The following is a 26,716-nucleotide window of genomic DNA, read 5'->3' as shown; positions in this document are numbered from 1 at the left end:
GAGGTGCTGGACCGGGATCTGCAGCAGCTGCCGGCAACCCCTCCCCACCAGAGCCCGCACGACAACAAGATCAAGAAAGACCTAACGGAGTCCTAGTAAGAGCTGTCCCGTAAACGATCTACGGCATGGCTCTTGGCCAGCGCCGCCATGCCTGTGTCGATCTCGGTGGCGTTGATCATGAAGGCGCGCTCGGCGGAGGACAACTCGTCTGTCGCGGGATGGATCACGTGCAGAGTGCCGCAGCTCAGGAGAGTGGCCGGCGAGAGCCCCCGGTGGCTCTCTGAAGAAGTGGTCACGCGGACGAGATGATCTCGGTGTGACTGGTGTGATCACGGCGTCGGAGCCGTCCTGATCCGGTGGTGGCGACAGCCCTGAGAGACGTACGCCAGAGGGATGGCCGCGATGGCGGCCACGTGAGTGTCGGGCTGACGCCTTGAGCCGTCCGCGGACTTGATCCCTATATCCAGAGCGGTGATGCCCGACGCTCTCGTGACCGCCACCACCGTCAACGCTCCCCACTTGATCGTTCGTTGGTGTCTGTGGTGCGGGCCCGCCGCATGGTGACCCCTTGCGATGCCCGAGCCGCTACAGCTCCAACGCAGACCGGGGGCCAGTGCGGTGAGCTGCTGCCACGGAAAGCTGCTGAGTTGGCGGACCGGCCTCGTGTCGAGTCCTTGGATCCGGTTGCTGCGTGGTTCCGCATGAGCTCGTGACCAGAACGAACACCCCAGCCCGGGAAGGGGAAAGATCTTGATCTGCTGCGGCATCGACTGGGAGGAGAAGACACACGACGTCGCCCTGGTCGACAACAGCGGCCAGTTGGGGCCAAGCGGCATCTCACCGATGCCGCCGCTGGCTAGCTCTCATCTGGCGGGACCTTCTCCGACCATTCGGAGAGCCATGGCATGCGTCGGGTGCCCTCAGCTTGGGAAGCTAGAGTTCCGTAGCGGCAGTTGATGCACTGACATGTGGCGGAGCGGCGGCGTGGGCTGTCTGACCGTCGGCTTGGTGCCACTGTTCCCCGTTTTTCCCCGCACGATCTGGCACGCGTCTCGTCGGCACCGTGCTGCGCTCTAGCAGTCGTAGCGGTGAGCGTAGGGCAGTTCGGGACACTGGCGGCAGAGGAAGAGATAGATGCCTCCGAGGTCGCCCATGACCATGTCCAGGTCTTCCTCCGGGGTGACGCTGAGCAGGTGCTCCATGCGGTGACCGCGCTCGCACGCCGGCCAGTCGGGCGGCTGGTTCCAGGCCGGATACCCACCGACCTTGTTCTGCAGCGCACACGCCAACCCTGTGTATTCCATGCCGAAGTGCTCTTCGAGCTCCTCGATGCGGGGCTGCAGGGTCCGCCAAAGCTCCCGCGGCAGGTCCCAGTTCGGATACTCCACCACCAGGGTGGGGGACACAGCGCACGGATTGGGCATGAACTCTTCTTCGTACTCTCCCTCCTGCGGAGAAGGGATGTCCCGGAGCAAGCCGGTGGTGAGCACCTCCGCCTCGCTGCGCCAGTAGAGCTTCGGCAGTGCGGCGCCGGCCTGGTCCTGGGGATGGATCAGCGGGCACCAAACCAGCTGGAGTAGGTCCATGCCTCCTGGGAATGAGAACGCGGGTACGTCTCGTGCGAAGAGCTGGACACCGGCACCATGGAGACCGTCCCGGCCGGGCTCTTCTCGTTGGGCCAAGCCCAGTGTCCCTGTTGTTCGCAGGAGGGCCAGGGTTCATCAGCGGGCCAGAGCATGGGCCCGCCCAGAGAACTCTCCCGGACTTCGGGCGACCCGCTCTTCGGCAACAGGAGGGTCGTCCGCCTGCCGAGAACCGAGAGCTCGGGTATCAGGTCGTCAAGGTCGTACGGTGGGCCTGCAAAGCTCTGCGCCACGCGCGGGGCCTCCTCGAATCAACAGCTCCAGCTCTTGGGCAGGCTACCTCTTCCTCCCGAAGCAACTTGCGTGGGCGCTCGACCTGGGGCTGGTGCGCCTCTCACCTGCTGTGACGGTCCACAGGTGCGCGGTTGTCCGCCACTGTCCGGCGGCGCTGTCCCGCAGTTAGTCACACAGCGGGGGCCAACTTCTCCACTCGCGCTCTGGATCAACCTTGCCCTTCGAGCTGGGCCATCCATGCGAAGGCGCCCGCAGTGAGAGCAGCCCGTGATCCAGTCCGCCAGCGGTCAGTGAATTCGATCCAGCCGTGAAGCACCACGCTCTGAGCACCGTCCTCGGATGCCCGGTCGTAGAAGAGACTGAACTTGAAGACCCTGCCGTCGGCGGAGAGGACCTACCCGGCCTCGTGGTCTGGGCCCTCTTGCAGGAGGTCCACGACAACCGTCCGGTCTGGGTCGAGCCCCTGGCCCTTCAACGGCTCTCGCAGCCTGCGCCAGAGGTCGTACTCGCTGGTCCGTAGGAGATCGCTCTACTGAACGACGATGCCTGGCAACATGAGCGGTGTTGTCGTGTTCCGCTTCGATCACACGTCGGTGGGCCTGTCGGGGCCGCCTTGGATCACCGCGCGGCTCGTCGTCGATGTCTCAGGTGCTGCGGTGCCGATCATTCATGCTGGTCCGATGGCACCCCCGGGTGAGCGCCGTCGGCGGCCCTCGTACGCTTCTCCGATCACCCGAAGCGGAGGAGACGACAGAAGCGATGATCGGCAGCTTTGTGGGGCTCGTGGTGTTCCCCATGGTCATAGCCGGGCTGACCCGGTGGGCGGCGGCGAGGAGGCGGCGGGGCCTTGCCGCGGGCCGCGCCGTGCACTTCCGCTGCCGACTCGACAGCCACAAGGGCCGACTGTTGATCGACCCACGCCTCGACGGGCCAGTCTTTCTGGACCGTTCCGGGAACGTGACCGCCCTGGCGCGCGGTGGCGAGGCCCTGGACGCGACAGTCTCCACCAACGGCCGGGGCTCTTTCGAGAAGGTCAACCTGCACTACCGGACCCCCGATGGCCTGTTGTTGCGGTTGCGTTTGGCCACGCACGATGCGCGGACCCTCGGCGCCTGGCTGGGCGAACAGCCCCGCCCGGTTTCCGCGCCCGCCCGTCGGCTGTTTCTGCCGTGCGCACCGTCATGGGCGGTTCTCGCCCTCGCGGCGTCCCTGTTCGTGGGCCTCGTCACCGCGGACGTCGCGCTGCTCGGGAAGCACACCGCCGCCGAGGTCGTCCGCGTGAACATGGACGACGACAGCTGCACCGTCGGCTGGGACGGCGGCGTACAGCGGGCGGCTGTGGACTGTGTCACGACAGATGTCCACTCCGGCGACCGCATCCGGATCACCGCCCTGCCCTGGCCCTTCCTGGGCGAGGCCGTGAACACGCGAACCGCCCTGACTTTGGTCGCCGTGCTCGGAGGCGGCATCGGCCTGCTCGGCCTGGCCGGTGCGTTGATGGTCAACCCGCTGGCCTGCGCACGACGCGTCCGGCTGGCCAGGCGGGGCCGGCCGGCGATCCCCCCGCGGGCGGACGCGGGCGGCGAGGCGGACGAGGACAGGTGGCCCGCCCTCGATGACGACCTGAGCTACGCGAGCCTCGCCGCCGCGGCCCGGCACGGCGATCGCCATCGCCCGGGCCCCCGGGTGACCCCGCCGCGCCGCGGCTTCGGCCGCACGTCCGTATCGCCGCACATCTGGGTGCTGACCACCGTCCTCGGCACCAACGCCTGGTACTCCCTGGGGTTCTCCTCCTCCGCCATCCTCGAGGACCTCGTCCACCTGGGGCACTGGCGCTTCCTCGTGTTCGGCACGATCGGCATCGCCTCCCTCGCCCGGATCGGCTGGGTCGCGACCGACCGCTCCGCCCTGTGCGGGCCGGTACTGCGGGCCGCGCGCTCGGACGCCGAGAAGAGCACATGGCGGCCTATGCGCTACGTCCGCCTGTGCCGGGATCCCGGCGAGATGGGGCTGGTCCTGTTCCGGCCGGAGGGCGGTGAGGTGACAGCGCCGCTGTTCCTCCAGCCGATCTCCCGATCCCGCGGCAGCGAGCGCCGCACCGTCGGCGGCCCCGCTCCGGTAGGCGAGGCCCTGGTGCTCGACACCGGCGTGGGGCCGCTGATCTGCGAGATCGACGGCGTCCGCTACCTTCCTGGAGGCCGCGCCACTGAAGCCGCGACCGACCCCGCACGAACCCGCGACGAACTGCGCAGCTTCGCCGAGAGCCACCTCCGGCGGGTCGGGCGGAGCTAGGGCGTGTGTCTTTGAGGGCTGATCAGTTGATCGGATATGCCCGTCCGGTCGGTGATCATTGATGCGATGGCTCTGCGCGTCACCGCCGGCCGGCGGTGACGCATCGGCCTTCGAGGCCGGCATGGCCGGCATCCGCGTTCCGCGGAGCGGGCGTGGCAGACCAAGGACGCGTCCCGAGGCCGTCCTGTCGGATCGCGCCAGTATGGGGAGGGACCTTCTGTGAGTTACAGCCCGTCGATCTACAAATTCCTTGAAGGCACTGATACGCCCGTTCCCTTGGACATGGATGTCGTCCGGGCGGTTCTCGGTCCTTACGACGTCGGTGACCCGAAGCTCACGGTGATGGAGGACGGCCACCTGCAGTACCGGGTCCGGGCCGCGGACGGTAGTGAGGCCGAGATCTTCGTCGACGGGACGGGCATCGTGGTGGAGCGTCCGCATTCCGGTTCCGGCGTATTCGCCATCGTGGCCGAACTTGGCTCACGGCTGGGAGCGGTGATCTTCGAACCGCGCGAGGGCGTATTCCTCTGCGGCACCGAAGCGCATGCGCACCTTCCTGCGAGCATGCGGGAGGAAGTCGTACTGATCGAGATGACGGGCGAGGCCGTGGAGGCCGCCCTGATCGGGCCACGGCTTTCATGACCCTGCGTCGACTCGCCACGAACGCTTCACCCTGGCCGAGGCGGACGCCCGCTCATGCAGCAGCCGAGGATGACGAGGCGCCGGGCCGCACAGTCCGTGTCCGTGATGATCTCGCGCGAGCCGCCGCCACCGTCGCGCAGCCCGACCCGTCCATGCGCGGGGCCCTTCCGCTCGCGCGGAGTCGTCGAGCGCTGCGCATTCTCCAACGGCCGCGACGGCCGCGTGGAAGCGGCACCTCCGCTCGCGCGGAGCCGAAATCTTCCACTCGTAGCCGGACATCTCTCTTGGGAGACACCTCCACTCGCGCGGAGCCGATGGATCCAGTTCGGCGCTACGAGCCTTCGCTCGCGGGACACCTCTGCTTACGCGGAGTTGATCAGGGGGTCTATCCCATGCCGTACGGCCAGGTCGAGCCCTTAGCTCTAACCGCGGGCGACAGTACCTGGTGGACGGTGGAGATCGATGTCGACGCCGAAGGGGCGTTCGTTCTCGCGGTGCGGTGCGCCAGCGGCAGACCTGGCGCTACGGCCCCGGAGGCATCTCTCTGTGCAGTCGGTGCATGACGGATCAGCAGGCGCGGTGGGGTTCTGCGGTGCGTTTCACCAGCACGCGCCCGTAGCCGTACCTGACCGCCTCCGGCGTCCCCGGATGTCGTGACGGGCCGGGAACATCCGGGATCGAACGCTGGCTGCAGCAGGCGTGGTTGTGTGTGGGTGGGGGGACGGTGTCCCCGGGCTTCACCTATGCCCATGAGGACGATCGTTCGGCGAGCCTCATGGAGCCTTTCGCCGCGTAGGCGACCGCCCTTCGCGACCACGCACCATCGTCCGCTCCATGACCGACGCGTCAGAAAGGCACCTCAACGCCAGCTTCGCGGAGATAGGACAAAGCGCGGGACAAACACTCGTGGGCGGTGACTCCGTCGGCCCGCATCGGGTGGCACAACGGGCCGCCACCAGCGGTGAATGTCCATGCGGGCTTCTGGTCCCGAACCCGCTCAGCATCCACCCTGATCGCGGCGTCCACACCCTGCTCGCCCAACCACTCCAGGATGAGCAACACGGCATCCTCGACGCCGCTGTCCTGGTCGGCCTTCGGCCACCGTCCCCGGCTCGCTCTCACAGGCGCAAACTCTAGCCACAATTGGGCGAAGGCAGCTGTGCCGATCAACCGCAGTCTAGGCAAGCCAACGGGCGCTGTGCCGGTGGCGCCCAGGCTCGATCTCGATGTCCGGCACCAGTCCCGTTCGCAGCAGACTCAGCTGACGTCGCGTCATTTGACGGGCGCGCCGCTCCTCAAAGTAGGCGAGAGCGGCCACCTCCCGTCCTCGTGTATCGCTGCGGGAGAAGGAGTACACGGCAACAGACCGCCGTACCTCTTGTGGCAACGGGCGTCGCCCCTCCAGCGTGGCTGAACGCAAGCGCTCGGCGCTGTAGCGGAGCTCGCGCACCAGGACGGCCCTCCAGGGGCCCCCGGGACGCCAGGCCGTTTGCCCAGAGCGGGCAGCGTCGCGGCGAATGTGATGGGCGCTTCTGGCCATGTCCCCACTCCTACCGCAGGGCTCCACCGCGACGCCATCGGTTTTGGGTACGGATCCTCTGGAGTGAAGGCCAGCGGCCGTCGTTGAAGTGGACAGCGGCGAGGAGGCCACGCGTGCTTCTGCCGCTCAGTAAGAGCTCGCTTGCGAATGAGCACTGAGCTGATCGCGTGTCCCGGGTGATCGTGGAGCTGAGACTGTCCATCCGCGATCAACGCCACTGGACCGCCCGCAACCGCACCTGACCAGCACCACATGACGTCGGCCGCCCCTGGTGAAGGTAGGTTGATCACCAGTTGGTTGGGGGCCGTGGGGAGGGACTGCTCTGACAGAGATCGAGGTCCCGGGGCCTGAGCTCGACTGGCAGCAGGCTGCGCAACCGCCGTACTGCACCGGCAGGAACCCCGCCCAGCAGTACAGCGTCTGGGAGCACTCCGTCCCGCTGTTCCAGATGATCGGGGTGCTGGCGCTGCCGGTACAGCCCGTGGCCCAGCGGCTACGTCTGCACGTGGAGCGGTCGTGGGACGGGCTGGACGACCTCGATGTCGTACTGTTCCGGCTGAAGGGATTCAGCTTCGCGATCAGCAAGCACGACGGCAATCCGGTCGGCATCTCGCATGTCTGGCTCACCCAGCCGCAGGAGCAAGCAGACAAGGCCCTGGACACCCTCCTTGAGGTAGTCGGGATCGGGGAGAACGCCGTCGTATTCCGCGGAGACGCTCACGAGGACCCAGCGGGGCGGACCGCCACGGCGCAGGATTCCGGCTCTCCGGACGAAGTCACTGACGTCGTCTTGCCGACCTCTCTATGGGGGAGGGTCCGGCGCGCCATAGGCAGGGCTCAGTAAGCATGCCGTCGACAGTCGTACGACCGGTGACGGCACGTCGATCCGCAGGCGCCGCCAGATCCCGGACTGCTCCCGTCGTGTCACGACCGGGGGAGACGCGCCTGTTCAGACGGGACCCACGCGTGGCCGGCGGGTTGAGGAGGCGGTGCGGGCCACCGGAAGCACCGAACTGACCACCCACGACGGGCCCTTGCCTCTGAACAGAACGAAAGGGATGTTCAGGACGCGTCCACGGGCCTGGTGCGGGGTCTGGCATCCCCCTCATCACTCTCGTACCTGCTCCTCCCTTACGGCGGTCGAGGCGGGAACGAGAACTCCTCGGGGGAATCGGGTGTCTGCGGGTGTTACTGCGCGCCGGCCGGAAGCCTCCGGGCTCGCTGGCCGCAACGGGTGTGTCGGGGCTTGGCGCAGGAGAAGGGCGGCAGAGCGTAATGACGTGGCAGGCGCCACAGCACACGGAGAATTCGAACACCGAGAGTCGCTTGCCGTAGTCAGAGGCGGCGGCTGGCACTTGCCCGCGCTGCTTTGGTACTCCACGACGGTGGCAGGTGCCGTCACCGCAACGGATGAGAAAACATGTTGGCTGGCTTTCGGCGAGCTGCGACAATGCGTCTCTTTCTCAGGCGGAGGACATTTGTTTGTTTTCGTGTGTGCGGGATGCGGCGCCGAGTTGACCACCCCTCTGTCCCAGGTCTCACTGCCAGTCCACGCTCGTCAGAAGTACGGGAACGGCGCCCAGCTTCCGGTACTCATGGAGTCCGGGACGTTTGCCGTGGACCCGGACCCCTGGGGAGGGCCGTGGCGGATGTGGGACGAGATCGATCCGGGCGAGGCGGAAGCGCGCGGCATCTACGCGCCGGTCTACGCCCTGTCCGACGGCACGCCTGAGGCGACCGTCATCGCGCCCGGCGACATCCGTGGAACCCGGCTGATTCCTGAGAAACGCGGCGGTGCGTGCTGCGGCCTCGACGGAGCCGACGGGCCCAACATGGCCTGCGCGACATGCGACCTCCCCGTGGCGGTCAGGGTCGACGACTGCTCGCTCTGGCAGGCAGTGCGGCTCAGCCCGGACGCCGTGCACCGCGTCCCCGTTGACGGTATCCACACTGCGCCCCTCTCCTGGTCGGAGCTGGCAGAGAAGGGGGAAAAGACGCCCCCGTTCGAGCCGATCAGCACGTGGGGAGGACGGTTGGGGTCGAACCACTACTGGTCGTGGAGCCCGCAGTGGGTGGCGGTAGCCGGCCATGCGCTCGCCCACCTGCTGCTTGCCTCCCAAGGGCAGCCGGTGAGGGTCCCCGGCGGTCTGACCGAGGACGTGTTCCAACGCGCGCTCGACGCCCTGCTGCCCGCAGGCGCCCCGGAGCGGCGCGCCGTCCTGGCTGGACCGGGACAGCCCTCCCCGGACGCGGGCGTCGACATCCTCCTCGTACCGGTCCATCCCCAGACAGGTCAGACCTGGACCCCCGCCAGCCCCACTGCGTCGGCATACCTGGTGCCCCTGCCGCTGGGGGTGTGGCTGTGGCTGGCCTCTCCCCAGCCCTATTTTCCGGTTCCCGCGTCAGGCCGCATACCCCAAGACGTACTCCGCGACGACCCTCTCCCGCTGCTCCCCAACTACCTGTCCCGGGCCGACCGGGAATCGTTCCTGCACACCTTGGTCCGGGTGCCAGCTGTGCGCAGCCCGTGGCTGCGCACGATCGTCGACAACCTTAGGCATAGCACCTCGGCTGACTTTTTCTAGGAGTCTGGCAATCGAACAGCGCCAGACTCTCGTGCCTCCCAAAGCGGTCGACATCCGCGATCCCACATCTCGATCAGACCCCAGGCGTCACCAGGACTCCTTCACCGGCGGACGCAGCACCCCGACGCCGGCGGCGGCCAGTTCCTCGCGCGCCGCGGCCGCGTCGGCCACCTGGAGCCACAGCCTGAGGGCGGGGAGGGCGGGGGAGGGCGGCACGTCGGAACGGCCGGAGACCTCCAGGAAATCGCCGCCGAGGAAATGGACCGTGCCGGTGCCGGGGTCTTGTTCAGGCGCCACCGGGGATAGAGCCGGTGCAGCGCCTTGAGGAGACTGTTCATGGTGGTGCGGGCTGCGGACCGACGGTAGGCGTGGCGTGACCAGATTCTCGGCAGGACCACCCCGACGAACATCATGGCCGCCCCGAGAAGGGTGAGCAGGCCGACGGGGCCGAGGGTGTCGAGGAGGTCGTGCAGCGTCATCGTGTGCTCCGTTCGTTTGTCGGTGACGGGAGCACCTTCCGCTGCCCGGCCGGCTGGTGGCGGAAGGCGGGTCGAATCGGGATACCGGCCTTGTTGTCGCAGGCCGCGGCCTAGGCTTGGTGCCGGAACGCGGGGCGTCCCGGGAGGTTCCGGGACGCTGGGGGAGGGGGCGGCGTCGCAGCGGGGAGACGAGGCGCGCAAGCGGTTCGCTGTCTGGGTGAAGGAGGTACACCGGGCGGCCGGCTCGCCCAGCGCCGCGGAGCTGGAGCGGACGATCGCCCGCAACCCGGCGGTCGGCGCCCGGGCCCTCAGCAGGTCGAGCGTCCACCGGCTCCTGCAGGGCGAGTTCGTCAGGCCCCCGGACTGGGACGCCGTGACGGCGGTCCTCGACGCGTGCATCCGCTGCGCCCCGCCCTCCTATCCGGTCAGCGCTTCTCGCGTGGACCGGGAGCTCTGGCGGAGCAGAACGACGAATGGACCGAGGCCCGCGACTATATGGGCCGCGAACTCGTCGCCGAGACCCTCCTCCACCCGACCGAGTCAGAAACCCGACGACACCGCTCTGCCCACCGAGCTCACCGCATAGCCTCAAAACGAGATCACCGAGTGGCCGTCGCTACACCACTCCCGCGGACGTGACCCTTGCCACTGGTGGTGAGCCGCTACGAGTTGCTGACCTCATCATCGAGTGGTCATTTCGCCGACTGGTTTGGCTCGCCCGTCCTTGTGGGGTGTCGGCAGAGTGTCCTCGTTGATGCTCGCGGCTGGGGTCCTCAGGAAGCCGTCGGTGGTACGTGACCGCAATCATCTGGTCGACCTTCACTGCCGGGAGCTGGTGCTCCGGTCCGAGGAAGGGGCGTTCTGGGAGGGAATGTGTCCTGAGACCCGTCGCGACGCTGCGGGCCGGTCTGGCCGCAGGGCGACCACCGCGAGTAGAGCGGCGGCGAGGAGGGTCCCCCCGCTCAACGCCATGGCCAGGTGGATGCCGTCGGTAAAGGCTCGGCCCGCCGCAGTGACAACGGCGCGAGTCTGCGGTTCGGGAGGCAGTTCCCCCAGGGCCCGCAGCCCGCCTCGGCTCAGTAGGGACTGCGCTCGGTCCGCGATTTCTGGGTTCACCTGACGTGCAGCGAGTTCGTGAGGCAGCTGGGTGTGGACCCGGCTGGTGACCACGGCGCTCAGCACGGCCGGACCGAGCGCGCCGCCGGTCTGTCGCAGGGTGTTGGTCGCGGCGCCGGCCACGCCCACGAGGGGTGTGGGGACCGAACTGACTGCGATCGCGGTCATCGAGGCCAGGACGAGACCGAAGCCCGCGCCGATCGCGACGAGCCGCCACCAGACGTCGCCGAGGCCGCTGTGCGGGGACAGCCCGATCAGGCTGAGCATGCCGGCACCTCCCAGCACGAGCCCGACTATCAGCGGCACGCGCGGGTGCAGGCGCTGGGCCGTGCGGGCGGCCACCGGGCCGGTGATCACGATGGGTCCGGTGACCAGCAGGAACCGCAGGGCGACGGCGCCCACCGGTTCGTGCTGGAGGCCGCCGAAGAAGAGGCTCAGCAGAAAGAGCGTTCCCACCAGGCCGAACATCACCAACACGGCCACGATGCAGGCAGCCACGAAGTGCCGGCTACGGAACAGCCGCAGGTCGAGCATGGGCGAGGCCGTGCGACTCTCTCGCCACACGAATCCGGCCAGAGTGGCGGCGCTGAGCACGAATCCGCCCACCACTCGTGGCGAGTTCCATCCGCTGCCCGGTCCCTCAATCACAGCGAACACGAGGAGAGCGATCCCTAGGGCGGCCGTGACCTGCCCCGGCGCGTCGAGGGCACGGCTTGTGCGCCGCGGCGTCTCCTCGACGCCGATACCGGCGATCACCAGGCCGATGAGGGCGAAGGGCGCGACCCCGGCGTAGATCCATGTCCATCGTGCACCCATCGCGTCGATGACTGCGGTGCTCAGCCATGGGCCGACGACGAGGCCGGACGCCAGCGACGAGGCCCACGCGGCGATCGCCTTCGCACGTCGATGAGGGTCCGGAACAGCATGGGACACCACGGCGAGTGATGACGCGAGGAGAGAGGCCGCGGCCAGCCCGAGGACGGCCTGGGCCGTCCACAGCAGGACCACCGACGAACCGGCGCACAGGCCCAGCAGCGAGCCGCCGCAGATGAGCGAGAGGCCTCCGATCAGAACCTTTTTGTGTCCGTGCCGTTCACCCAGCGTTCCAGACAGCAGGATGAAGGCGGCCATGGTCAGGACCAACGCGTCGAGCACCCAGGTCAGTTCGCTGGTCGAGACGCCGAGATCCGCCTGGATGGACGGCAGCGCCACTGCCACCGCAGTCAGCGGCACGTAGGCGCAGAAGATGGCGACACAGGCGGCCACCACACTCAGCCTCTGCCGACGGCGTAGTGCCCCGTCTTCCGGCTTTTTGGATTGTGCGGTTTTGGGCCGTGGGGTAGTGGACGTCGGCGATTCGGAACGCGGCGACGAGTTCGACGCGGTGGTCATAAAGCGCACCTCTGGGCACTCGGCGAGACATTTGCAAACGTGGAAGTGAATACTCCGCCACACCTATCAACAGGGCTGCACTGAGGTGTGGCGTCGGAGGATATGTGACTGTACATGTTGCTCGAAGCGAGCCCCCGTCCGCGCGCAATGCATTAGGAATTCCTCACGGCTGCCCAAGAATCACATGATGGGTGCCTATCAGCCGACCCTGGCATGTTCGCGCCATGCCCGAGGGGCCACCCTTTAGTAACCGCCAAGTTCCAACGGCGGCCATCCAGAGGCTTGCCGGGCTCACGTATGCGAAATTTGCGGAGACTCGGCGCACCGTTGGCCCGTAGGCTTGTGTGCATTCCCTGTACTGGCCTGGCAGACGCTCAGAACTCTGGTGATGCGATGCTCCTGCGGGCACATCACCTTTACACTTTAGTTGACATCGGCCGAGCCTTTTGTGCTCAGTCTGAAACCGTGGCGAGAGACCTCCGGTGGAGGGTTTCGTGCCGTCGCACGTGCCGCTCTGGTCCGTTCCTGTATCGGACTGAATAACTCGGCCGAATTCTCACCGATTTCTCCCTGGCGCGCCGGTAGCGTAAGAAAAGTGCGCTCCGGACGCTCATGAGTGCAGTTCGCTTGAAGAGGCGAAGTCCAGTAACTTCCTTTGCTGATCTTCGCGATGTGTCGTAAACGATGCGCATCCATGGTGTTCCCGAAGGCGTGCGCTTCGATGCGGTATCTCAGTCCCGCCAGCCTCGCCATAACCGCAGCCGACTTTTCCCTGGCGATCTGCTGATCACGGGTGCGCCCCTACTGTGTGGGGAAATCCGTGCAGATCAGTGCAGTTGTCTGCGCCGCCTGTAGGTGACCTCGTTTGACCGGCGCGCCATGTCTGCCGGGTCATGATGCATGAAGGCTGTCAGAACGCGATCGAAGCCTGACTTTCAGGTATAGCACCACGGGCGGGTAATACCGTCCCGTGTCTCTACGCGCATGCAGAAAGCTTCCCTGTGTAGGTTACTCGGAAGCTGATCCATGCGCCGCAGCCTATGTACAGGTCTGACCAGCGGCCCCCACAGACGGCACTCGGAAAGAGAACGACCTCTCAAGCTTGCCTACTTGACTAGTAACCTTCTGCCCGGATCGAAGGCCAGAGGGCGGCGACCACTCGGTCGGAGTGGTTTGGTGGGGCGCTCCGACCGGTCAGCAGGTAGTCGCCGAAGTAGCTACCGAAGCAGAGAACTACGGTGGCGTCAAGGTCAGCGTCCGCCCTCACTGCGCCTGCCTGCTGTAGCTGCTGCAAAGTCTGCAGCAGTTCTGCGCAGCGCGGATAAACGCCCTGCTCGCGGAACTGCTCAAAGAGCGCCGGCTCGCGCTCGGCATCACCCATGAAGTTGCCATGCAAAGCCATGGCGCGTTCATTGTGGTACCGAGGGTCAAGCCGTTCGACGGCTTTGGTGAAAGCCTCCACCGGCGCCATACCGTCCACGTCTAGGGGCGGGTAGGCGTCGCGCTGCTTCTGCAGCCCGTAAGCCAGCGCATCGACGACGAGCTCGTACTTGTTCGGCCAGCGTCGATAAAGAGTGGGACGTGTCACGCCGGCGTCCGCCACCACGTCACCAATCGTCATCCGCGAGTAGCCATCGGTGGCCAGGCGTTTGCGGGTGGCTCGGAGAATCGCTTCTTCGATCGCAGGATCTCGCGGCCTGCCTCCAGTGCGCTGAGGGCGCTGTGTCAACGCGTTGGGCACTGCTTCTGGCGTGTCCTGGCCATGCGACCCGGCTACCGATCGGCCCTTGCTGCTCACAACGCGTCTCTCCTTGTTGGCGTACCCACAAGCCTTACATTACTTACTTCAGCTCGGCGGAGTGAATCTTCGCGAAGCCTCTGATGAGTTGGTGGGCGGGGCTGCACGCGTGGTGTAAGACATGCGGACGGGAGCGGGCTTCCCCCCTGCGGGGGTGCCGGTGCCGGCAGACGGCCGGGATGGGGAGCCCCGAAGTGTTCGAGCGGAAGTTCAAGTCGTCGGAGGTTGCCCGGCGGCGGGTGAGCGTGAAGTCCGCTCATCGTTGGTGCCAGTTGTGGCGGGACGGCGGTCGTGAGGATCTGAGGGCGGCCACGCTGATCGGCAGGAAGTTGTACGTCTCCTCCAGTTCTCCGATACCGCGGGGCTGAGCACCGGCTCGGCTCCGGCCTGTTGGCCTCCGCACGACGGTTCGCCGAGTGTGACGAGCGGGTCGTGATTGCGTGAAGGAGGCGATCGGGCGGAGTCCAAAGGGCTCGGGTGGCTTGCAGGGGCGACATCACCTTCGAGGACGAAGCGAGGTTTACCCGCAAGCTGTCCCGCGGCCCAACCAGGAGCCGGCGTGGGGGCGTTCCGGCGGTGACCGTTGGCGCGCGCCACGCGGATGCCTGTCGCTGGCAGGATCGAGCGCGCTACGGCAGGCTCGCAGGGTAGTTTCATTACAGCTATTGACTGTAACGAAACTCCGTTGCATGATTGACGAGTCAGGCAGCGCCTCAGCGTTGAGCGCGCCCGTCTTCGGCACCGGTACCTGATCAGAGCGAGGCGACTCGACGCTGGTGCATACCTCCCAGGGGAACCGTACGAACACCATGAACCTTGGATGAGTGACTGCTGCTAGGTACGCGAGGCAGACGCTGAAGCCACACCGTCGTCGGCGTCAGCTCACGGCCGGCTCCCGGCCCAAGTCGTCGGCTACCGATGCAATCACTTATCCCTGAGCAACCTGAGGATCCAGCTCGATGTCCAACCTGACCTTCCTTGCCATTTCGGGCAGCCTGCGCCGTACGTCCCACAACACTGGCCTGTTGCGTGCTGTGCAGAACCTGGCTCCGGGCGGCGTCACCATCGACCTGTACGAGGAGCTTGGTGCGCTCCCATTCTTTGATCAGGATCTCGAGAACGGTCCCGAACCCGCCCCCGTCGCGGACCTGCGTCGACGCGTGCGAGAGGCCGACGGCGTCATCATCGCGACCCCCGAATACAACTCAGCCATCCCAGGCGTTCTGGTGAATGCCCTCGACTGGTTGTCGCGGCCTGCTGACCCGCCTGTCCTGGGTGCCAAGCCTGCTGCCATTCTCGGTGCGTCCCCTTCCCAGTTCGGCACTGCCCGCGGTCAACTGGTCCTCCGTCAGATCCTGCACCGCATGCAGGTCCCGGTCGTGGCCCACCCGGAAGTCACCGTCTTCCAGTCCCACCGGCGCTTTGACAGCAACGGTGGCTTCATCGGTGACGACGTGACCGAGAGCCTGCTGCGCGCATTGCTCGCCGAGCTGGTCACTCTGGCTGAGCGCGCACGCCCGGCTTGCGTTGCCTAACTCGATCGCCGTCCGAGCGTCATCTCGGGATAGAGACCCTGACATAAGGCAATAGTGTTGCTCGCGCATACCTAGATTAAGAATCCGTAGCTGACCTCTCGATTTGGTTCCCGCGGACTTTTCGTTGAACGCGCAGGTACCGTGAACCACGCTGGGCGGAAATCCATTGCAGTCGGCAACCTGGTGTCGAGTGCTGCTCGCGGACCCGTTCAAGGGTAGGTATCAGAGTAACCAAGACGTCAGGTCGAAAATACTCTGCTGGGAAAATGACCCAGGGAGCGGCGCGCAACTCAGTGGCATCGCATTCTGGCAACCGAGAAAAGACAGCCGCGTCAGACAATTCTAGAAAGTAGCCACGCGTTGTACGCGTGGCTACTGCTTCCAGTTTGCCATACCGCCGAGGCTGCTCGCGTCAAATCGAATGCGGCCGAGTTCTGCTCAAGGAACGCAAGAAATGATGCGGAGTCGAGAATCGTGATCCAGTCCGTTTAGTCCGGCGTTCGGTTCGACATTCAAGGCCACCGATTATTTTCACCGCGGTCTCGTTAGCCTTGTGCTCCTGCCCTCCTCCGGCCATCAGGGCTGGTCTGGGGTGTCGCAATAGGGTGACCGGTTCGCGATGACAGTTTCTCTTTGCCTTGGGACTCCGATGGAGTGGATCGAAAACGCTCCTTGAGTTGCCTGGGGCCAGTAGGCAAATAGTAACCTCGAAGTCGGAGGCCTGCGCCCATCACTAAGATTTTTCAGCAGCACAAGACACAGGGAGTCGAAAATATGAACCTAAGCCCTATTCCCCCTCTCACCGTCGTGGCTACAGGGGAGGGTGAGCATGTGCGCATTCCTGGTTTCGGAGCTACTTTCAAAATTCCGAGCAATCGAACGCACCAGGCCATGTCCATTGTTGAGCACCCGTTTGAAGTGGGTACCATCAGTGCGCCCCACATGCACAGCCGTGAGGACGAGTATTCCATCGTCATAGACGGCGAAATCGGATTTCGCTCCGATGAGTCTGAAACGGTTCTCGGCCCGGGTGGATATATAGTAAAGCCGCGCGGTCAGATGCATGCCATGTGGAATGCCGGCAATGTTGCCGGACGGATCATTGAGATCATCATCCCCGGTGGCTTCGAATATTACTTCCGCGATCTTGGTGAGTTGATGGCCGCGAGCGTGACCGATCGGTCTGCGTTCACCGAACTCGCTGCGAAGTACGGCCTAACCTACGGGCACCCAGAATGGCTGGATGACGTCATCCAGCGTTACGGCCTCACTCCACCAACACATTGATGCCAGGACCAAATTCAGAGCCGGGACCTAGGCATGCGTAGTGGCCCCAGCCTGCTGCTCTTGGATTCCAGTGCCGGGTTCCGATTAAGCCTGAAAAGAGCGCCACACGTCTTGCATAATCCCTCTTCGAGGCGTACATGAATCGTGTCTACGCTTGGGCCGTCCATCAGCACCCCGCGTACGGCCACACCGTATTGCTGATCCGCGACCAGGACATGGGTTCCCTGCACCACGACTGGATTTTCGGGCATAACGGGTTCCTCTACCGGCGCGGCGGCTGCTGGTGGGACGGAGCCGCATGGCACCGGCCTGGCCAGGTCGTGGACCGCGCCTACGAGAAATACGATGGCCGCCCGGTGAAGGACGCCCTCACCGTCGCGGCCGCGGACCTCCTGGACCGCCCGACGGAACCGGGCAACTCCCGGATCGCGAAGATCGCCGACTTCACCGCTCCCACTGAACCGCTGCCCCACTGGCGCCAACACCTTGCCCTGTGGGCCTCGTCCCGCCGGCACGGCTCCCTGCCATTCGACGAGTGCGTAATCGACCTGCGGGCACCGGAGCTCGAACCGACCCGCCTGGTCGACCGGATGGGCCTGGCACAGATCGTGGGGTTGGCACTCGATGACCTGCCCGACCCGAAGTACAGCCGTAGCCGTCTGCCCGCCCCCCAGACCGAAACCGATGAAGGCCCGCGCTGGTCCCGCCCGTCGCTCGCGACTGGGCTGAGCAGCACCGCAGGACCCACGGACCGCAGGCGCTCCTGTCCGGCACGACGGCATTCGGCTCCCAGCAGCCGCTCGGTCTCATCGCTGATCACAACCACCTGACAAAGATCATCAGCGACAGCATCGAGGACGCGGACAGCCGACAGCAGAAGCGTGGTCTCGGTCGCGGCAAGACGAAGCACGAGGAGACCGCTGCGCAGCTCGCCTGGTGGCCCGCAGTCGCCCTCAGCGATGACACCGACGGCTTCATCCGCGTCTCGGCCCTGCGCACCACGCTGGTCGAAGCGGTCATTGGAGGTCTGGCCGAAGACGTCGAGCGGGCAGGGAAGGCGAACAAGGCCGGTGTCTCCCTCGGAGACATCAGGACCGACGTCGTTACGCTCCTCGACTGGTACATCCTGCGGGAACCGGCCGGGACGCCGACGCTCTTTGGCGAGATCTGTCTGCTCGCCCGCCTGCGTCTCGGGCTTGATCCCAGGGACGTCGGTGGCCTCCTGCGGCGATCTCTTCACCTCGACAGCCAGTTGGACGGCGAAACGGTCGACGCCCTCCTGGACCTGGCACTGCCGCCCTCCGCGACAAGAGCCGAGGACTGCTGAACGGCGGGTGTTGTCCGAGAACCGTGACGAACTCCCCGCCCCGGCACCCTCGATCTCAGCGAAGGCTCCCAAGCCGCACTCGCCGACCCGGCCAGGTTGGTGCTCGGACGGAGGGCAGCCCCTCAGGTCCTGGGCGATCTCGCGGCGGGGAGCAGCCGGCGCAGTTGATGCCGCCACCGAGGGGGCACGTGTCCCGCCGCAGGATTTCTCTTGCCGCGTTGTAGTGAGTCTGCCGCCCAGCCCGTTCACGCCGAAGGGCGAGCGCCCGACGGGTCCGGCCTGGTACGCGACACCCACCGTCGCCTACGCGATGGAGCTCGGCTACGACGTACGTTCGGTCGAGGCCTACGTGCGCTACGACAACGGCCGCTACCTGGACGGCTGGTACAACCGGCTGCGCGACGCCTACCTCGCCACGATGGCCGACCTCGGCATCGACGCGGACCTGTCGCCGGCCGACTTCCTCGCCGCGATGGACGGCTACAAGGACCGCGACCCGGAGCTGGCGATCGTCGTCTCGGCCATCAAGGCGACGGTGAAGGGCGGTCTGGGCAAGCTGCGCGAGCGCCCGCGGGGGGAGGGTTGGCGTCCGGGCGAGCCGTGGCGGGCGCTGTCGCGTCCGACGTGGCGGCCGGACATCCGTGCGGCGGTCATCTCCCGCACCCGGATCAACCTGCACCGGAAGATCGTCAAGCACGCGGCGTTCACCGGCCAGTACCCGGTCGCGGTCCTGTCCGACTGCGTCGTCTACGCGGCAGGTGGCGCCAGCCCGTTGGACTTCCTGCCCTACCGGGACGGCAAGCCGCTGCCTGGAGGCTTCAAGCTCGGTATCAACCCCGGCCTGGTCAAGCACGAGGGCACCCAAAGTGTTCTGTGGGGCGAGGAGGTCCGGGAGCGGTTCGACGCACCGGAGCTCAACCTCGCCCGGTACATCAAGGACGGCACCGTCACCGACGCCGACAACGGCGAATAGGGGAGTGGGCAGGCGATGAGCATGTTCGGGGACGGCCTGGACGCCGCGGTGCACAAGGCGTTCACCCGCCCGGCACCCAAGACCGCACCCGCGCAGATGCGCTACCTGGTCAAACAGCTGGGCGGAACCAAGGCGGTCGCCCAGATGCTGCGGATCTCCCAGCGCACCGTCGAACGGTACGTGAAAGACCAGATCAAAAAACCCCGCCCGGACCTCGCCGCACGCCTGGAACGCGAGGTGAAAGCCCGCTGGCAGCCCCAGATCCGGGCCAAGGCCCGCAAGAAGGCAGCGACCACCGGCGGCATCGTCATCGACACCCGCGCCCGCCTCGGCTACACCGCCCCTCTCGGCACCACCGACCAGGACCGCATCCGCCACCTCACCGTCGCCCTCCCGCCCCGCTACGCCGCCCGCCTCTTCGACGCCCAACAGGCCGGCGCCAGCGACTCCAAGCTCCAGGAGATCGCCGCCGAAGCGCTCAGGGAGGTGTACTTCCAGGACGGTGGCCGCCGCGCCGGGAGCCTTTTCTGATGCACCGCTGGGCTGCTCCGTGCCGGAAGCCCAGCAGGTAGAGCTAGTCGCCGCGGTAGGGGGAGGAACGCAGAGCATTTTCGTACAGCTCGACCAGGCGCTCGTGTGCGTGCTGGGGGAACGGCACGCCGGACTCCCGGACTGTATGCACCAGATCCTCGATGAACGGGCTGGGGGGATGCTTGTGCCGCTGAGATATCGCGATGGGGGAGCTGGGATTCATATGGGTGCGGGCGGCGTAGCTTCGCATCGTCATCTTCAGCGAGGCGAACAGCGTGCCCAGTGCACTGGCGAGTTCCTCCGGCTCGGGCCGGACGCTGCGGTCCGTGAGGGCCTCGTGTTTCTTGATCAGCACGACGCACTGCTGCGCCTTGACCGCGCCAGACTCTGTCCCTGTCGGTCGGACGGGTGGACGTGTGCGCCTGACGGTGGCTGAAGGGCGGGTCGTTGCGGAGATGCCGGTTGCGGACGTGTGAAGCCGGGTGAGTGCCTGCGAGGTGATCTGGTGCCACATGTTCAGGAAAGCGCATTGCGCCTGTTCGGAGGTGACGGCGATCGGCACGCCCTGACTGAGCCAGGACCGCATCCGCCACCTCACCGTCGCCCTCCCGCCCCGCTACGCCGCCCGCCTCTTCGACGCCCAGCAGGCCGGCGCCAGCGACTCCAAGCTCCAGGAGATCGCCGCCGAAGCGCTCAGGGAGGTGTACTTCCAGGACGGTGGCCGCTGCGCCGGGAGCCTGGAAGAAGTCCGGTTCACAGACGTGGAGCACCTGGAGTTCGAGCTGTAGCAGCCATGTCTGGAATAGCCTGCGCCCCTGGGCGTGATCCCCGGCTATCCGGAGTTCGTGCCTGCGTTACATCGTCGGCTGGGGGGAGCGGATGACGTCTCAGGCCCGTGGCGGATCGGGGTGGTGGGCGTGGATGGTGAGTCTGGTGATCTGGTCTGACTGGATGACTGGGCCGACAGCTCTTCAGGGAGGTGCACGGTGAGCTGGACGCCGGCCCCAGGCCGTTCGCGGCCTCCCTGGACGTCTCCGGCATATGGGCCCCGACCGCGGTGTTCACCGCTGCCGGGGCCCATATGCCCTCTGCCGCCCAGCAGTTCGTTGCCCTGGCCGAACAGACCGCAGCCCGCCTTGTCCGTGGCCGGGGGCAAGGAGCTGTCGCCGGCGCAGTGCGTGTTGTACGCGGGCGTTGCCGGGCCCTGCGCTAGAAGGTCAGGTTCCAGGCGTCGATTTTGCCCGTGTCGGAGGCGGCGTTGTCGTTGACGCGCAGTTTCCAGGTGCCGTTCGCGACCTCCGAGGAGGCGTTCACGGTGTAGGTCTGGGCGATGTTGTCGGCGCTGCCACCGGCGTGGTTGTGCAGCGTGAAGACGGTGCCGTCCGGCGCCACCAGGTCGACCTTCAGGTCACCGATGTAGGTGTGCTTGATGTCCACACCCACCTTGAGGGTGGCCGGGGCGTTGCCGGTCACGCCGGTTACGGCTATGGGGCTCTCCACGGTCGCGTTGTCGTTGATGGCGAGGTCCGCGAGGTTCTCGAAGTACTTACCGGGCGGCGGGGTGGTCCCGACAGCCTTGAGGGCGTCGACTTGTCCTTCGCCGAAGAACGCATTGCTGGCCGTCGTGCCTGTGCAGCGGCTGTCCGAGGGGCAGGCGATGTCGTTGGCCTGGGCGGCCAGCTTGGCGCGGATCTGCGCCGGGGTGATGCCCGGGTTGGCGCTGGCGATGAGTGCCGCCACGCCGACCACGTGCGGGGTGGCCATCGAGGTGCCGCTCTTGCTGCCGTAGCCGCCGCCGGGGACGGTGGAGTACACGCTGCTGCCCGGCGCCGCGACGTCGATGACGCTCTGCCCGTAGTTGGAGAACGAGGCCTTGGTGACACCCGTGCCGTTGGCCGCGACCGTGACCACGCCCGGCAGCTCGGTCGGGATGTCGAGGCAGGCGTTGGTGATCGTGCGGGTGACCGGCGTCGAGTCGTTCGGGCTCGCGGAGTCGGTCGTCTTGTGGGCGAGGTCGTAGTTCTCGTTGCCCGCGGCCGCGATCTGGAGGGAGCCCTTGCCCTCGGCGTACTCCTGGGCGCGCTTGACGCCCTCGATGATGGCGGCCTGGTCGACGTTGTCCGGGCAGTTGAACTGCCACGGGTCCGTGTAGTAGCTGTTATTGGTGACCTTGAAGCCGTGGTCACCGGCCCAGACGAAGCCGCAGATGGTGTTCTCGGCGAAGAAGAAGGAGTTGCCCGGTTCAGCGACCCGGACCGCGGAGATCTTCACCCCGGGGGCCACGCCGACGACGCCCTTGCCGTTCTTTGCCGCGGCAATGGTGCCCGCTACGTGGGTGCCGTGCGTGTCGACGTCCCGCCAGGCGCCGACACGGGTGTCGGGCTTGCCGTAGGCGCAGGAGACCGAGTCGGCCGCGTCGAAGTTGGGCGCCAGGTCCTGGTGCTGGTCGTCCACACCGGTGTCCAGGATGCCGACTGTGACGGAGGCGGAGCCCGGGTTCACGGCCCAGGCCTGGTCGGCCTTGATCTGGCTCATGTCGGCCCGGACCGGTTCTCCGGCCGGGGTCGAGGCCTGGACCGGATTGGCCGGGAGCGCCGGGTTGTAGGCGTCGGCCGGGACGTCCGAGGTGCGCGTGGCGCCGACCTGCTGCACGCCGGCGACGCCGCGCATGGTGGCGGCGAATCCGCTGAACGCCGAGTGGGCGACGATCACGCCGATGGCGTCGAAGTTCGAGAAGACGGTGCCGCCGTTGGCCGCGATCGCTGAGCGGACCGCCGAACTGTCACCGGGGGCGGTGATCACGAGGTAGGCACGCGTCCCGGCCACCCAGGTCGCACTCTGGGAAGCCGGCACGGCGGCCGGAGCGTGGGCCCTGGCGGCTGGCACGGAGGAGGGGCCGACGGGGAGCGTGCCCGCGAGGGCGCCCGGGGCACCGAACGTGAGGGCGGCGCCGAGCGTGGCCGCCAGGACCAGCGTGCGTCTAGTCCGGCTGGATATGTGGGGTATCAAAGCGTCCTCCAGAGACGGCCCGGCCGTGCTGAGGGCACCGGCAGGGCCGTACGAATCGAGTGGTGGATGCAAGATGTCAGGCGCGTGCTCCCGTACGGAAGTACCTTTCCGTACAGGAGTGTTATAGGCGAATGACTGAAAAGGGACGTACTCCGGGCATCGAAGGGTCGGGATCCACCGCGAGCTCGGCGACGTCGACCGCGCCCTGGCGTACGCCGCCGACCTCGTGCCGGTGGCTGGGCAGCAGCACGGGCCTGCCCGCCAGCGGGCGCGTCACCGAACTGCGGGCGCACCTCGGTCAGTCACCACGCAAGCAGCCGGTCCACCCCGTCGATGGCCGGCACCAGGCGGCGTCCGGCCTGTGCGGTCACCCTGCGCGACGGAGACCAGCGTCCGGAACCCGTCCCACTTGGGCTCCGCAGCGCAGCCCGGTCGTAGATCGGGCTCGGGGTCAACTGCGTTGTGTACGCGGCAGGCGGCGTCAGCCCGCTGGACTTCCTGCCCGCCCGGGACGGCAAGCCGTTCCCGGGCGGCTTCAAGCTCGGCATCAACCGGCGCCCAAGAGCGCGCCCGCGCAGATGCGCTACCTGGTCCAGCAGTTGGGGGGCACCAAGGCGGTCGCGCAGATGCTGCGGATCTCCCAGCGCACGGTCGAACGGTACGTGAAGGATTCCTGGTGCCCGAGTTGGCGATCCCGCACACTCACCCGGGAGCCGAACTCTTGGTGCTGGAAGGGCCGCACACTGTCGCTCGCGTGTGCATCGAGAGCTTGGTCGCCCACGGGTAGAAGGATCCGATCAGGCCGCTGTCTCGAGCCCAGGCATGAGGGCAGGCAGCCACGCGAGCTGCACGAGCGCGTCGGGCTTGTCGCGGGCCCCACTTGCCCACGTTGGAGGGGTAGGACCGGACGGCGGCGACGTCGGCCGCGCGCAGATGGTTCTTACTGATGGTTTCGGAATGAGGCCTGGAGTTGCCTCAAACCGATGATGCCGCAGGCGATTTGGTGCACGCCGAGGTGGAGGTCGGCGCGTATCTCGTAGCGGATGTGGAGTCGTTTGAACTGGTGGAGCCAGGTGAAGGTGCGCTCGACGACCCATCGGGTCTCCGGCGTCGACTGCGGAGCGGGCGAGTGCGACGGCCGGCATGCCCCTGTCGTCTGGGTCGACTACCGCTTGGACCCGGAACGCTCACGGTGCGGACTGGAGCCGTTAACTAAGGCGTGCCGGCCGCTACTCGATGGTGCATTACTATGCGCAGCCGGCAGGACAGTAGGAGGGGATGGCATGAGAATGCGTATGCGTGCGGTTGCGGCCGCAGCTGCCGTGGTTGCGGGACTGCTTCCGTTGGGTGCGGGCGCGGCGTCCGCAGAGCCATTGGGTGCTCACACGAAGGCGGTCCATCAGATTGGGACCATGAAGGAGTGGGGTAGCGGCATACACAAGTCCTACCGCCGGGGTAACACCGTCTACCTCACCATGTACTACACGCAGAAGACACCGGACACGATGGTTCCGCTCGGCTACGGCCTGTCCTTGTGGACCTACTCCGCTCCGGGCGAGAAGCAGCTCAGAGGGATCACGGCGACCTGGTGGAACCCCGTGCGCCACCGCTGGGAGAAGCCCAGCTACACACAGCCCAACGGGCTCCTGGGCTTCGACCTCCCCAACAACTCCACCGTGAAGCTCGCCCCTGGCAAGGTCGGGCACGTCTACGTCCGTGTCACCTTCGGCAAGACTGCCTACACGGGTCTGTGGCACTTCGAGCCGATGGTCACCGCCTACTCGATGCTCACCCCCAAGGGCGCCTACGACAACGGCTTCGTGTCGGATAGCAGGAGCCAGTACACCTCTACGCTGCACCCCTAACCGGGATCGTGCATCACGGCCTGACGGCCACGCCGGCAGGCCGTGATGAGAGGCAACTCACGGTCCGCGCTCTCCTCGACGGTCCGTACGACCGGAACGATCTGGCACCGTACACGGACGTCACTCCCCAGCGCGTTTCGGACATCGCGAGCGGCCACCGCAACTCGGCGGGCCTCGCCTGCAAAGCCCGCGCCCAGGCGTGACACCTGCGCGAGCCCGCAACGTTCGCCTGACCGTGATCCGCTCCCTGTTCTCCTACGTCGCCCTTCAGCACCCCGAACACGCTCTGCTCATCCAGCGCGTCTGGGACATCCCACCGAAGCGGTTCGACAAGCGGACCATGACGTTCCTGACCAGTGACGGGGTCGACGCGCTGCTGGCGGCACCGGACCCGAAGCGCTGGGAGGGACGACGCGACAAGGCCATGCTCGCCCTGGCCGTGCAGACCGGCCTGCAAGTCACCGAACTCACCAGCCTGAACTGCGACGACATCACCATCGGCGACGGCGCTGCCGTCCACTGCGAGGGCAAGGGACGCAAACAACGCACCGTCCCGCTCGACCGCCCCGTTCAGCACCTCCTGCGCTCTTGGCTGAACGAACGCGCCGGACATCGCGGCGACCCGCTGTTCTGCACCCGCAACGGGCGCCGCCTCAGCCGCGACGCCGTCGCCCAACGCCTGAGTACCCACACCGCAACCGCCGCGACGACCCGCCCGTCCCTGCTGGAGAAGAGCATCGACCCGCACGTCCTGCGGCACAGTTGCGCCATGGCACTGCTGCAAGCCGGAGTCGACACCACCGTCATCGCGCTCTGGCTCGGCCACGCCGGCGTCCGATCCACCGACGCCTACGTCCACGCCGACATGACCATCAAAGAGAAGGCCCTGGCCCTCACGACCCCCGCGACAGCCCGGCCCGGTCGTTACCGTCCCACCGACTCCACCCTCGTGTTCGTCGACAGCCTCTGACGCGACCAGACCAGAGCTTCCTCCCAGGTCATGCCACACTCAACGCGTGACAACGCCCGAGGAAGCGCCCGCAGCAAGCCCGCCCGGCGGCGGCCCGTACGCCTGTCCCTGCTGCAAGCTCCTGACACTGGAAGCCCGCGGACACTTCCAGATCTGTGACGAGTGCAGTTGGGAAGACGATGGCCAGGACGACCCGAACGCCGACGAGGTCTGGGGCGGCCCCAACGGGTCGGAAAGCCTGACCGACGCGCGTCTCCGCTATGCGCAATACGTCACGACAACGAGGGCAACAGATCCGAGATCAGCAGCGAACGGCGGGCCGGGCAGGTGGCGCTCACGCCCCAGGCGTCGTCGCAGCTGAGCGCAGATTCCAGTCCGCACCGGAATTCTTCCTCTGCCCTATCCGGCACCGCAACCATGCAGAACAGAACAGCCGTCGCGGGAGCTACAGCCTCGTGCAACGCCAGCACACTCGGCATAGTCACAGCCTCGGCATGGGTCCAGGCACAAAAGGTCGATCTTGCTGTAACGGGCGATCACCGAGGACTGGCGGCGGCCCGCGTCGGCTTCCGCGAGCTCGTTCACCAGTGTGCTGGTGGTGGTGTCACGCACCGACAGGCTGGCCTCGGCGATCGCGGTGCCGTATCAGTACGGCTGCTTTGACGGCTTCGTGGTGGACCGGCGCTAGCGCGGGGTCGCTCAGGTTGTCCGCCTGGTCCAGCAGCCACAGACCGGCGGAAGCCTCTCGGCGGGCCTCGGCGGATTACCGTACGTTGATCGCGAGTCTTGTGGCCATCGTGGTGAGGAAGGCATGCCTGTTCTTTACCGTGGACCGGTCGTGGTTCTGCCAACGAAGCCAGGCATCCTGGAGGACGTCATCCGCTTCACCGGCGCTGCCGAGTATCCGGAGGGCGACCCCGTGCATCTGGCCACGTGCCTCGTAAAGTGCCGCTTCCGCTTCACCTAGGGCGTGTCCGCAATGTCAGGTCGGCCAGAGCCGAAGGCAGGCGAGGGTGACGAGGGCTTGGTAGTGCCGGGCGCGTTTGTCGTAGCGCGTGGCCAGGGCCTTGTTGTGTTTGAGCTTGTTGAAGCAGCGCTCGACGACATTGCGGCGGCGGTCGGCGGTCTGGTTGAGCCGGCAGCGGTTTTCCCCGCGCCGGAGGCGGCAGTTGGCCTGGTCGATCCGTTCCGGGATCGCTGCTTTGATGCCGCGCCTGCGCAGATGGGAGCGGATCTTGAGGGATGAATAGCCCTTGTCGGCAGCTACCTGCGCGGGACGGGTTCTGGGGCGTCCCGGCCCGCACCGCTCGATGCGGATGCGGGCCATGGCCTGTTCGAACTGGGTGCAGTCGTTGACGTTGCCGGCGGTGAGGGTGAAGGCCAACGGGCGCCGCTGTCCGTCGCAGGCGAGGTGGATCTTCGTGGTCTTGTGTCCTGAACATGAAAGGGAGTTGGTAGTAGGGCAGCTTCTGGAAATGGTGCTGTGCGAGAGATGAAG

The 26,716-nt window shown here is 66.7% G+C and carries 19 protein-coding genes and 6 pseudogenes; 15 read left to right on the top strand and 10 right to left on the bottom strand.

Features of this window, described 5'->3' with window-relative positions; all coding sequences use genetic code 11:
• Positions 1-92: 92 nt before the first annotated feature.
• Together ACFVTC_RS41870 and ACFVTC_RS41865 are read right to left on the bottom strand one after the other, a co-directional pair.
• Complete coding sequence (locus ACFVTC_RS41870) at positions 93-296, bottom strand: hypothetical protein (protein WP_390134964.1); 204 nt, start codon at positions 294-296, stop codon at positions 93-95.
• Between the two features lie 777 nt (positions 297-1,073).
• The gene (locus ACFVTC_RS41865; RefSeq protein ID WP_390134962.1) at positions 1,074-1,586 is read right to left on the bottom strand and encodes a hypothetical protein; all 513 of its coding nucleotides are present in this window, start codon (positions 1,584-1,586) and stop codon (positions 1,074-1,076) included.
• Positions 1,587-2,636: 1,050 nt separating this feature from the next.
• On the opposite strand from ACFVTC_RS41865, the gene ACFVTC_RS41860 reads away from it, so the two are divergent.
• The 5 genes and pseudogenes from ACFVTC_RS41860 to ACFVTC_RS41840 all read left to right on the top strand — a co-directional run bounded on the left by ACFVTC_RS41860 (position 2,637) and on the right by ACFVTC_RS41840 (position 8,936).
• Complete coding sequence (locus ACFVTC_RS41860) at positions 2,637-4,169, top strand: hypothetical protein (protein WP_390134960.1); 1,533 nt, start codon at positions 2,637-2,639, stop codon at positions 4,167-4,169.
• Between the two features lie 219 nt (positions 4,170-4,388).
• The gene (locus ACFVTC_RS41855; RefSeq protein ID WP_390134958.1) at positions 4,389-4,811 is read left to right on the top strand and encodes a hypothetical protein; all 423 of its coding nucleotides are present in this window, start codon (positions 4,389-4,391) and stop codon (positions 4,809-4,811) included.
• A gap of 1,988 nt (positions 4,812-6,799) precedes the next feature.
• Positions 6,800-7,195 (top strand): hypothetical protein, encoded by a 396-nt coding sequence (locus ACFVTC_RS41850; RefSeq protein ID WP_390134956.1) that lies wholly within the window; start codon positions 6,800-6,802, stop codon positions 7,193-7,195.
• Between the two features lie 7 nt (positions 7,196-7,202).
• Positions 7,203-7,379 (top strand): annotated as a pseudogene (locus tag ACFVTC_RS41845) (transcriptional regulator NrdR); the annotation flags it as partial.
• Positions 7,380-7,829: 450 nt separating this feature from the next.
• Positions 7,830-8,936, top strand: coding sequence for a hypothetical protein (locus ACFVTC_RS41840; protein WP_390134968.1), 1,107 nt, complete (start codon positions 7,830-7,832; stop codon positions 8,934-8,936).
• Between the two features lie 62 nt (positions 8,937-8,998).
• On the opposite strand, the pseudogene ACFVTC_RS41835 reads toward ACFVTC_RS41840, so the two are convergent.
• The 3 genes and pseudogenes from ACFVTC_RS41835 to ACFVTC_RS41825 all read right to left on the bottom strand — a co-directional run.
• Positions 8,999-9,215 (bottom strand): annotated as a pseudogene (locus ACFVTC_RS41835) (VOC family protein); the annotation flags it as partial.
• 1,019 nt (positions 9,216-10,234) lie between these two features.
• Positions 10,235-11,923, bottom strand: coding sequence for an MFS transporter (locus ACFVTC_RS41830; protein WP_390134954.1), 1,689 nt, complete (start codon positions 11,921-11,923; stop codon positions 10,235-10,237).
• A 1,114-nt stretch (positions 11,924-13,037) separates the two neighbouring features.
• A complete protein-coding gene (locus tag ACFVTC_RS41825; RefSeq protein WP_390134952.1) occupies positions 13,038-13,721 on the bottom strand; it encodes a TetR/AcrR family transcriptional regulator in 684 nt (227 codons plus the stop codon).
• Between the two features lie 959 nt (positions 13,722-14,680).
• Between ACFVTC_RS41825 and ACFVTC_RS41820 the strand changes: the two genes are divergently transcribed.
• The 5 genes and pseudogenes from ACFVTC_RS41820 to tpg (ACFVTC_RS41800) all read left to right on the top strand — a co-directional run bounded on the left by ACFVTC_RS41820 (position 14,681) and on the right by tpg (ACFVTC_RS41800) (position 19,374).
• The gene (locus ACFVTC_RS41820) at positions 14,681-15,256 is read left to right on the top strand and encodes an NADPH-dependent FMN reductase (protein ID WP_390134950.1); all 576 of its coding nucleotides are present in this window, start codon (positions 14,681-14,683) and stop codon (positions 15,254-15,256) included.
• An 891-nt stretch (positions 15,257-16,147) separates the two neighbouring features.
• Positions 16,148-16,543, top strand: coding sequence for a cupin domain-containing protein (locus ACFVTC_RS41815; RefSeq protein ID WP_381924984.1), 396 nt, complete (start codon positions 16,148-16,150; stop codon positions 16,541-16,543).
• 194 nt (positions 16,544-16,737) lie between these two features.
• The gene (locus tag ACFVTC_RS41810) at positions 16,738-17,373 is read left to right on the top strand and encodes a hypothetical protein (RefSeq protein WP_390134948.1); all 636 of its coding nucleotides are present in this window, start codon (positions 16,738-16,740) and stop codon (positions 17,371-17,373) included.
• A 723-nt stretch (positions 17,374-18,096) separates the two neighbouring features.
• Positions 18,097-18,843 (top strand): annotated as a pseudogene (locus ACFVTC_RS41805) (transcriptional regulator); the annotation flags it as partial.
• A gap of 15 nt (positions 18,844-18,858) precedes the next feature.
• Positions 18,859-19,374: a telomere-protecting terminal protein Tpg gene (gene tpg / locus ACFVTC_RS41800; protein ID WP_390134946.1), complete on the top strand. Its 516-nt coding sequence runs from the start codon at positions 18,859-18,861 to the stop codon at positions 19,372-19,374.
• A 43-nt stretch (positions 19,375-19,417) separates the two neighbouring features.
• On the opposite strand, the gene ACFVTC_RS41795 is transcribed toward tpg (ACFVTC_RS41800), so the two are convergent.
• A complete protein-coding gene (locus tag ACFVTC_RS41795; protein WP_390134944.1) occupies positions 19,418-19,936 on the bottom strand; it encodes a hypothetical protein in 519 nt (172 codons plus the stop codon).
• 13 nt (positions 19,937-19,949) lie between these two features.
• On the opposite strand from ACFVTC_RS41795, the pseudogene tpg (ACFVTC_RS41790) reads away from it, so the two are divergent.
• A pseudogene (tpg, locus tag ACFVTC_RS41790) lies at positions 19,950-20,162 on the top strand (telomere-protecting terminal protein Tpg); the annotation flags it as partial.
• 421 nt (positions 20,163-20,583) lie between these two features.
• Here the strand turns inward: tpg (ACFVTC_RS41790) and ACFVTC_RS41785 are convergent.
• Positions 20,584-22,347: a S8 family serine peptidase gene (locus tag ACFVTC_RS41785; RefSeq protein WP_390134966.1), complete on the bottom strand. Its 1,764-nt coding sequence runs from the start codon at positions 22,345-22,347 to the stop codon at positions 20,584-20,586.
• A gap of 584 nt (positions 22,348-22,931) precedes the next feature.
• Between ACFVTC_RS41785 and ACFVTC_RS41780 the strand changes: the two are divergent.
• A pseudogene (locus ACFVTC_RS41780) lies at positions 22,932-23,051 on the top strand (XRE family transcriptional regulator); the annotation flags it as partial.
• A gap of 272 nt (positions 23,052-23,323) precedes the next feature.
• Here the strand turns inward: ACFVTC_RS41780 and ACFVTC_RS41775 are convergent.
• Positions 23,324-23,482: pseudogene (locus ACFVTC_RS41775) on the bottom strand (transposase); the annotation flags it as partial.
• Positions 23,483-23,795: 313 nt separating this feature from the next.
• Between ACFVTC_RS41775 and ACFVTC_RS41770 the strand changes: the two are divergent.
• The 3 genes from ACFVTC_RS41770 to ACFVTC_RS41760 all read left to right on the top strand — a co-directional run bounded on the left by ACFVTC_RS41770 (position 23,796) and on the right by ACFVTC_RS41760 (position 25,579).
• Positions 23,796-24,248 carry a hypothetical protein gene (locus tag ACFVTC_RS41770; protein ID WP_168531996.1) on the top strand — a complete coding sequence of 151 codons (453 nt, stop codon included), beginning with the start codon at positions 23,796-23,798 and terminating at the stop codon, positions 24,246-24,248.
• Between the two features lie 235 nt (positions 24,249-24,483).
• Entirely contained in the window at positions 24,484-25,218 is a 735-nt protein-coding gene (locus tag ACFVTC_RS41765; protein WP_390134942.1) for a tyrosine-type recombinase/integrase, read from the top strand.
• Between the two features lie 46 nt (positions 25,219-25,264).
• The gene (locus ACFVTC_RS41760; protein WP_390134940.1) at positions 25,265-25,579 is read left to right on the top strand and encodes a CPCC family cysteine-rich protein; all 315 of its coding nucleotides are present in this window, start codon (positions 25,265-25,267) and stop codon (positions 25,577-25,579) included.
• 402 nt (positions 25,580-25,981) lie between these two features.
• On the opposite strand, the gene ACFVTC_RS41755 is transcribed toward ACFVTC_RS41760, so the two are convergent.
• Both ACFVTC_RS41755 and ACFVTC_RS41750 read right to left on the bottom strand, forming a co-directional pair.
• Entirely contained in the window at positions 25,982-26,143 is a 162-nt protein-coding gene (locus ACFVTC_RS41755) for a sigma factor (RefSeq protein WP_390134938.1), read from the bottom strand.
• Positions 26,144-26,200: 57 nt separating this feature from the next.
• The coding region (locus ACFVTC_RS41750; RefSeq protein ID WP_390134936.1) for an IS5 family transposase at positions 26,201-26,716 on the bottom strand (516 nt) is incomplete at its 5' end.

Origin of the sequence: Streptomyces sp. NPDC057950 (assembly GCF_042887295.1) — a bacterium.
Lineage (GTDB): Bacteria > Actinomycetota > Actinomycetes > Streptomycetales > Streptomycetaceae > Streptomyces > Streptomyces kaempferi.
The sequence above is the reverse complement of the archived record's forward strand: the minus strand, read 5'-3'. Positions and strand labels throughout refer to the sequence as shown.

Excerpts from the sequence above, each read along its gene's own strand:
- ACFVTC_RS41820 (WP_390134950.1), top strand. The coding sequence starts at position 14,681 with ATGTCCAACCTGACCTTCCTTGCCATTTCGGGCAGCCTGCGCCGTACG.
- ACFVTC_RS41755 (WP_390134938.1), bottom strand. The coding sequence starts at position 26,143 with ATGCACGGGGTCGCCCTCCGGATACTCGGCAGCGCCGGTGAAGCGGAT.
- ACFVTC_RS41830 (WP_390134954.1), bottom strand. The coding sequence starts at position 11,923 with ATGACCACCGCGTCGAACTCGTCGCCGCGTTCCGAATCGCCGACGTCC.
- ACFVTC_RS41860 (WP_390134960.1), top strand. The coding sequence starts at position 2,637 with ATGATCGGCAGCTTTGTGGGGCTCGTGGTGTTCCCCATGGTCATAGCC.
- ACFVTC_RS41770 (WP_168531996.1), top strand. The coding sequence starts at position 23,796 with ATGAAGGAGTGGGGTAGCGGCATACACAAGTCCTACCGCCGGGGTAAC.
- ACFVTC_RS41865 (WP_390134962.1), bottom strand. The coding sequence starts at position 1,586 with ATGGACCTACTCCAGCTGGTTTGGTGCCCGCTGATCCATCCCCAGGAC.
- ACFVTC_RS41850 (WP_390134956.1), top strand. The coding sequence starts at position 6,800 with ATGATCGGGGTGCTGGCGCTGCCGGTACAGCCCGTGGCCCAGCGGCTA.
- tpg (WP_390134946.1), top strand. The coding sequence starts at position 18,859 with ATGAGCATGTTCGGGGACGGCCTGGACGCCGCGGTGCACAAGGCGTTC.
- ACFVTC_RS41815 (WP_381924984.1), top strand. The coding sequence starts at position 16,148 with ATGTCCATTGTTGAGCACCCGTTTGAAGTGGGTACCATCAGTGCGCCC.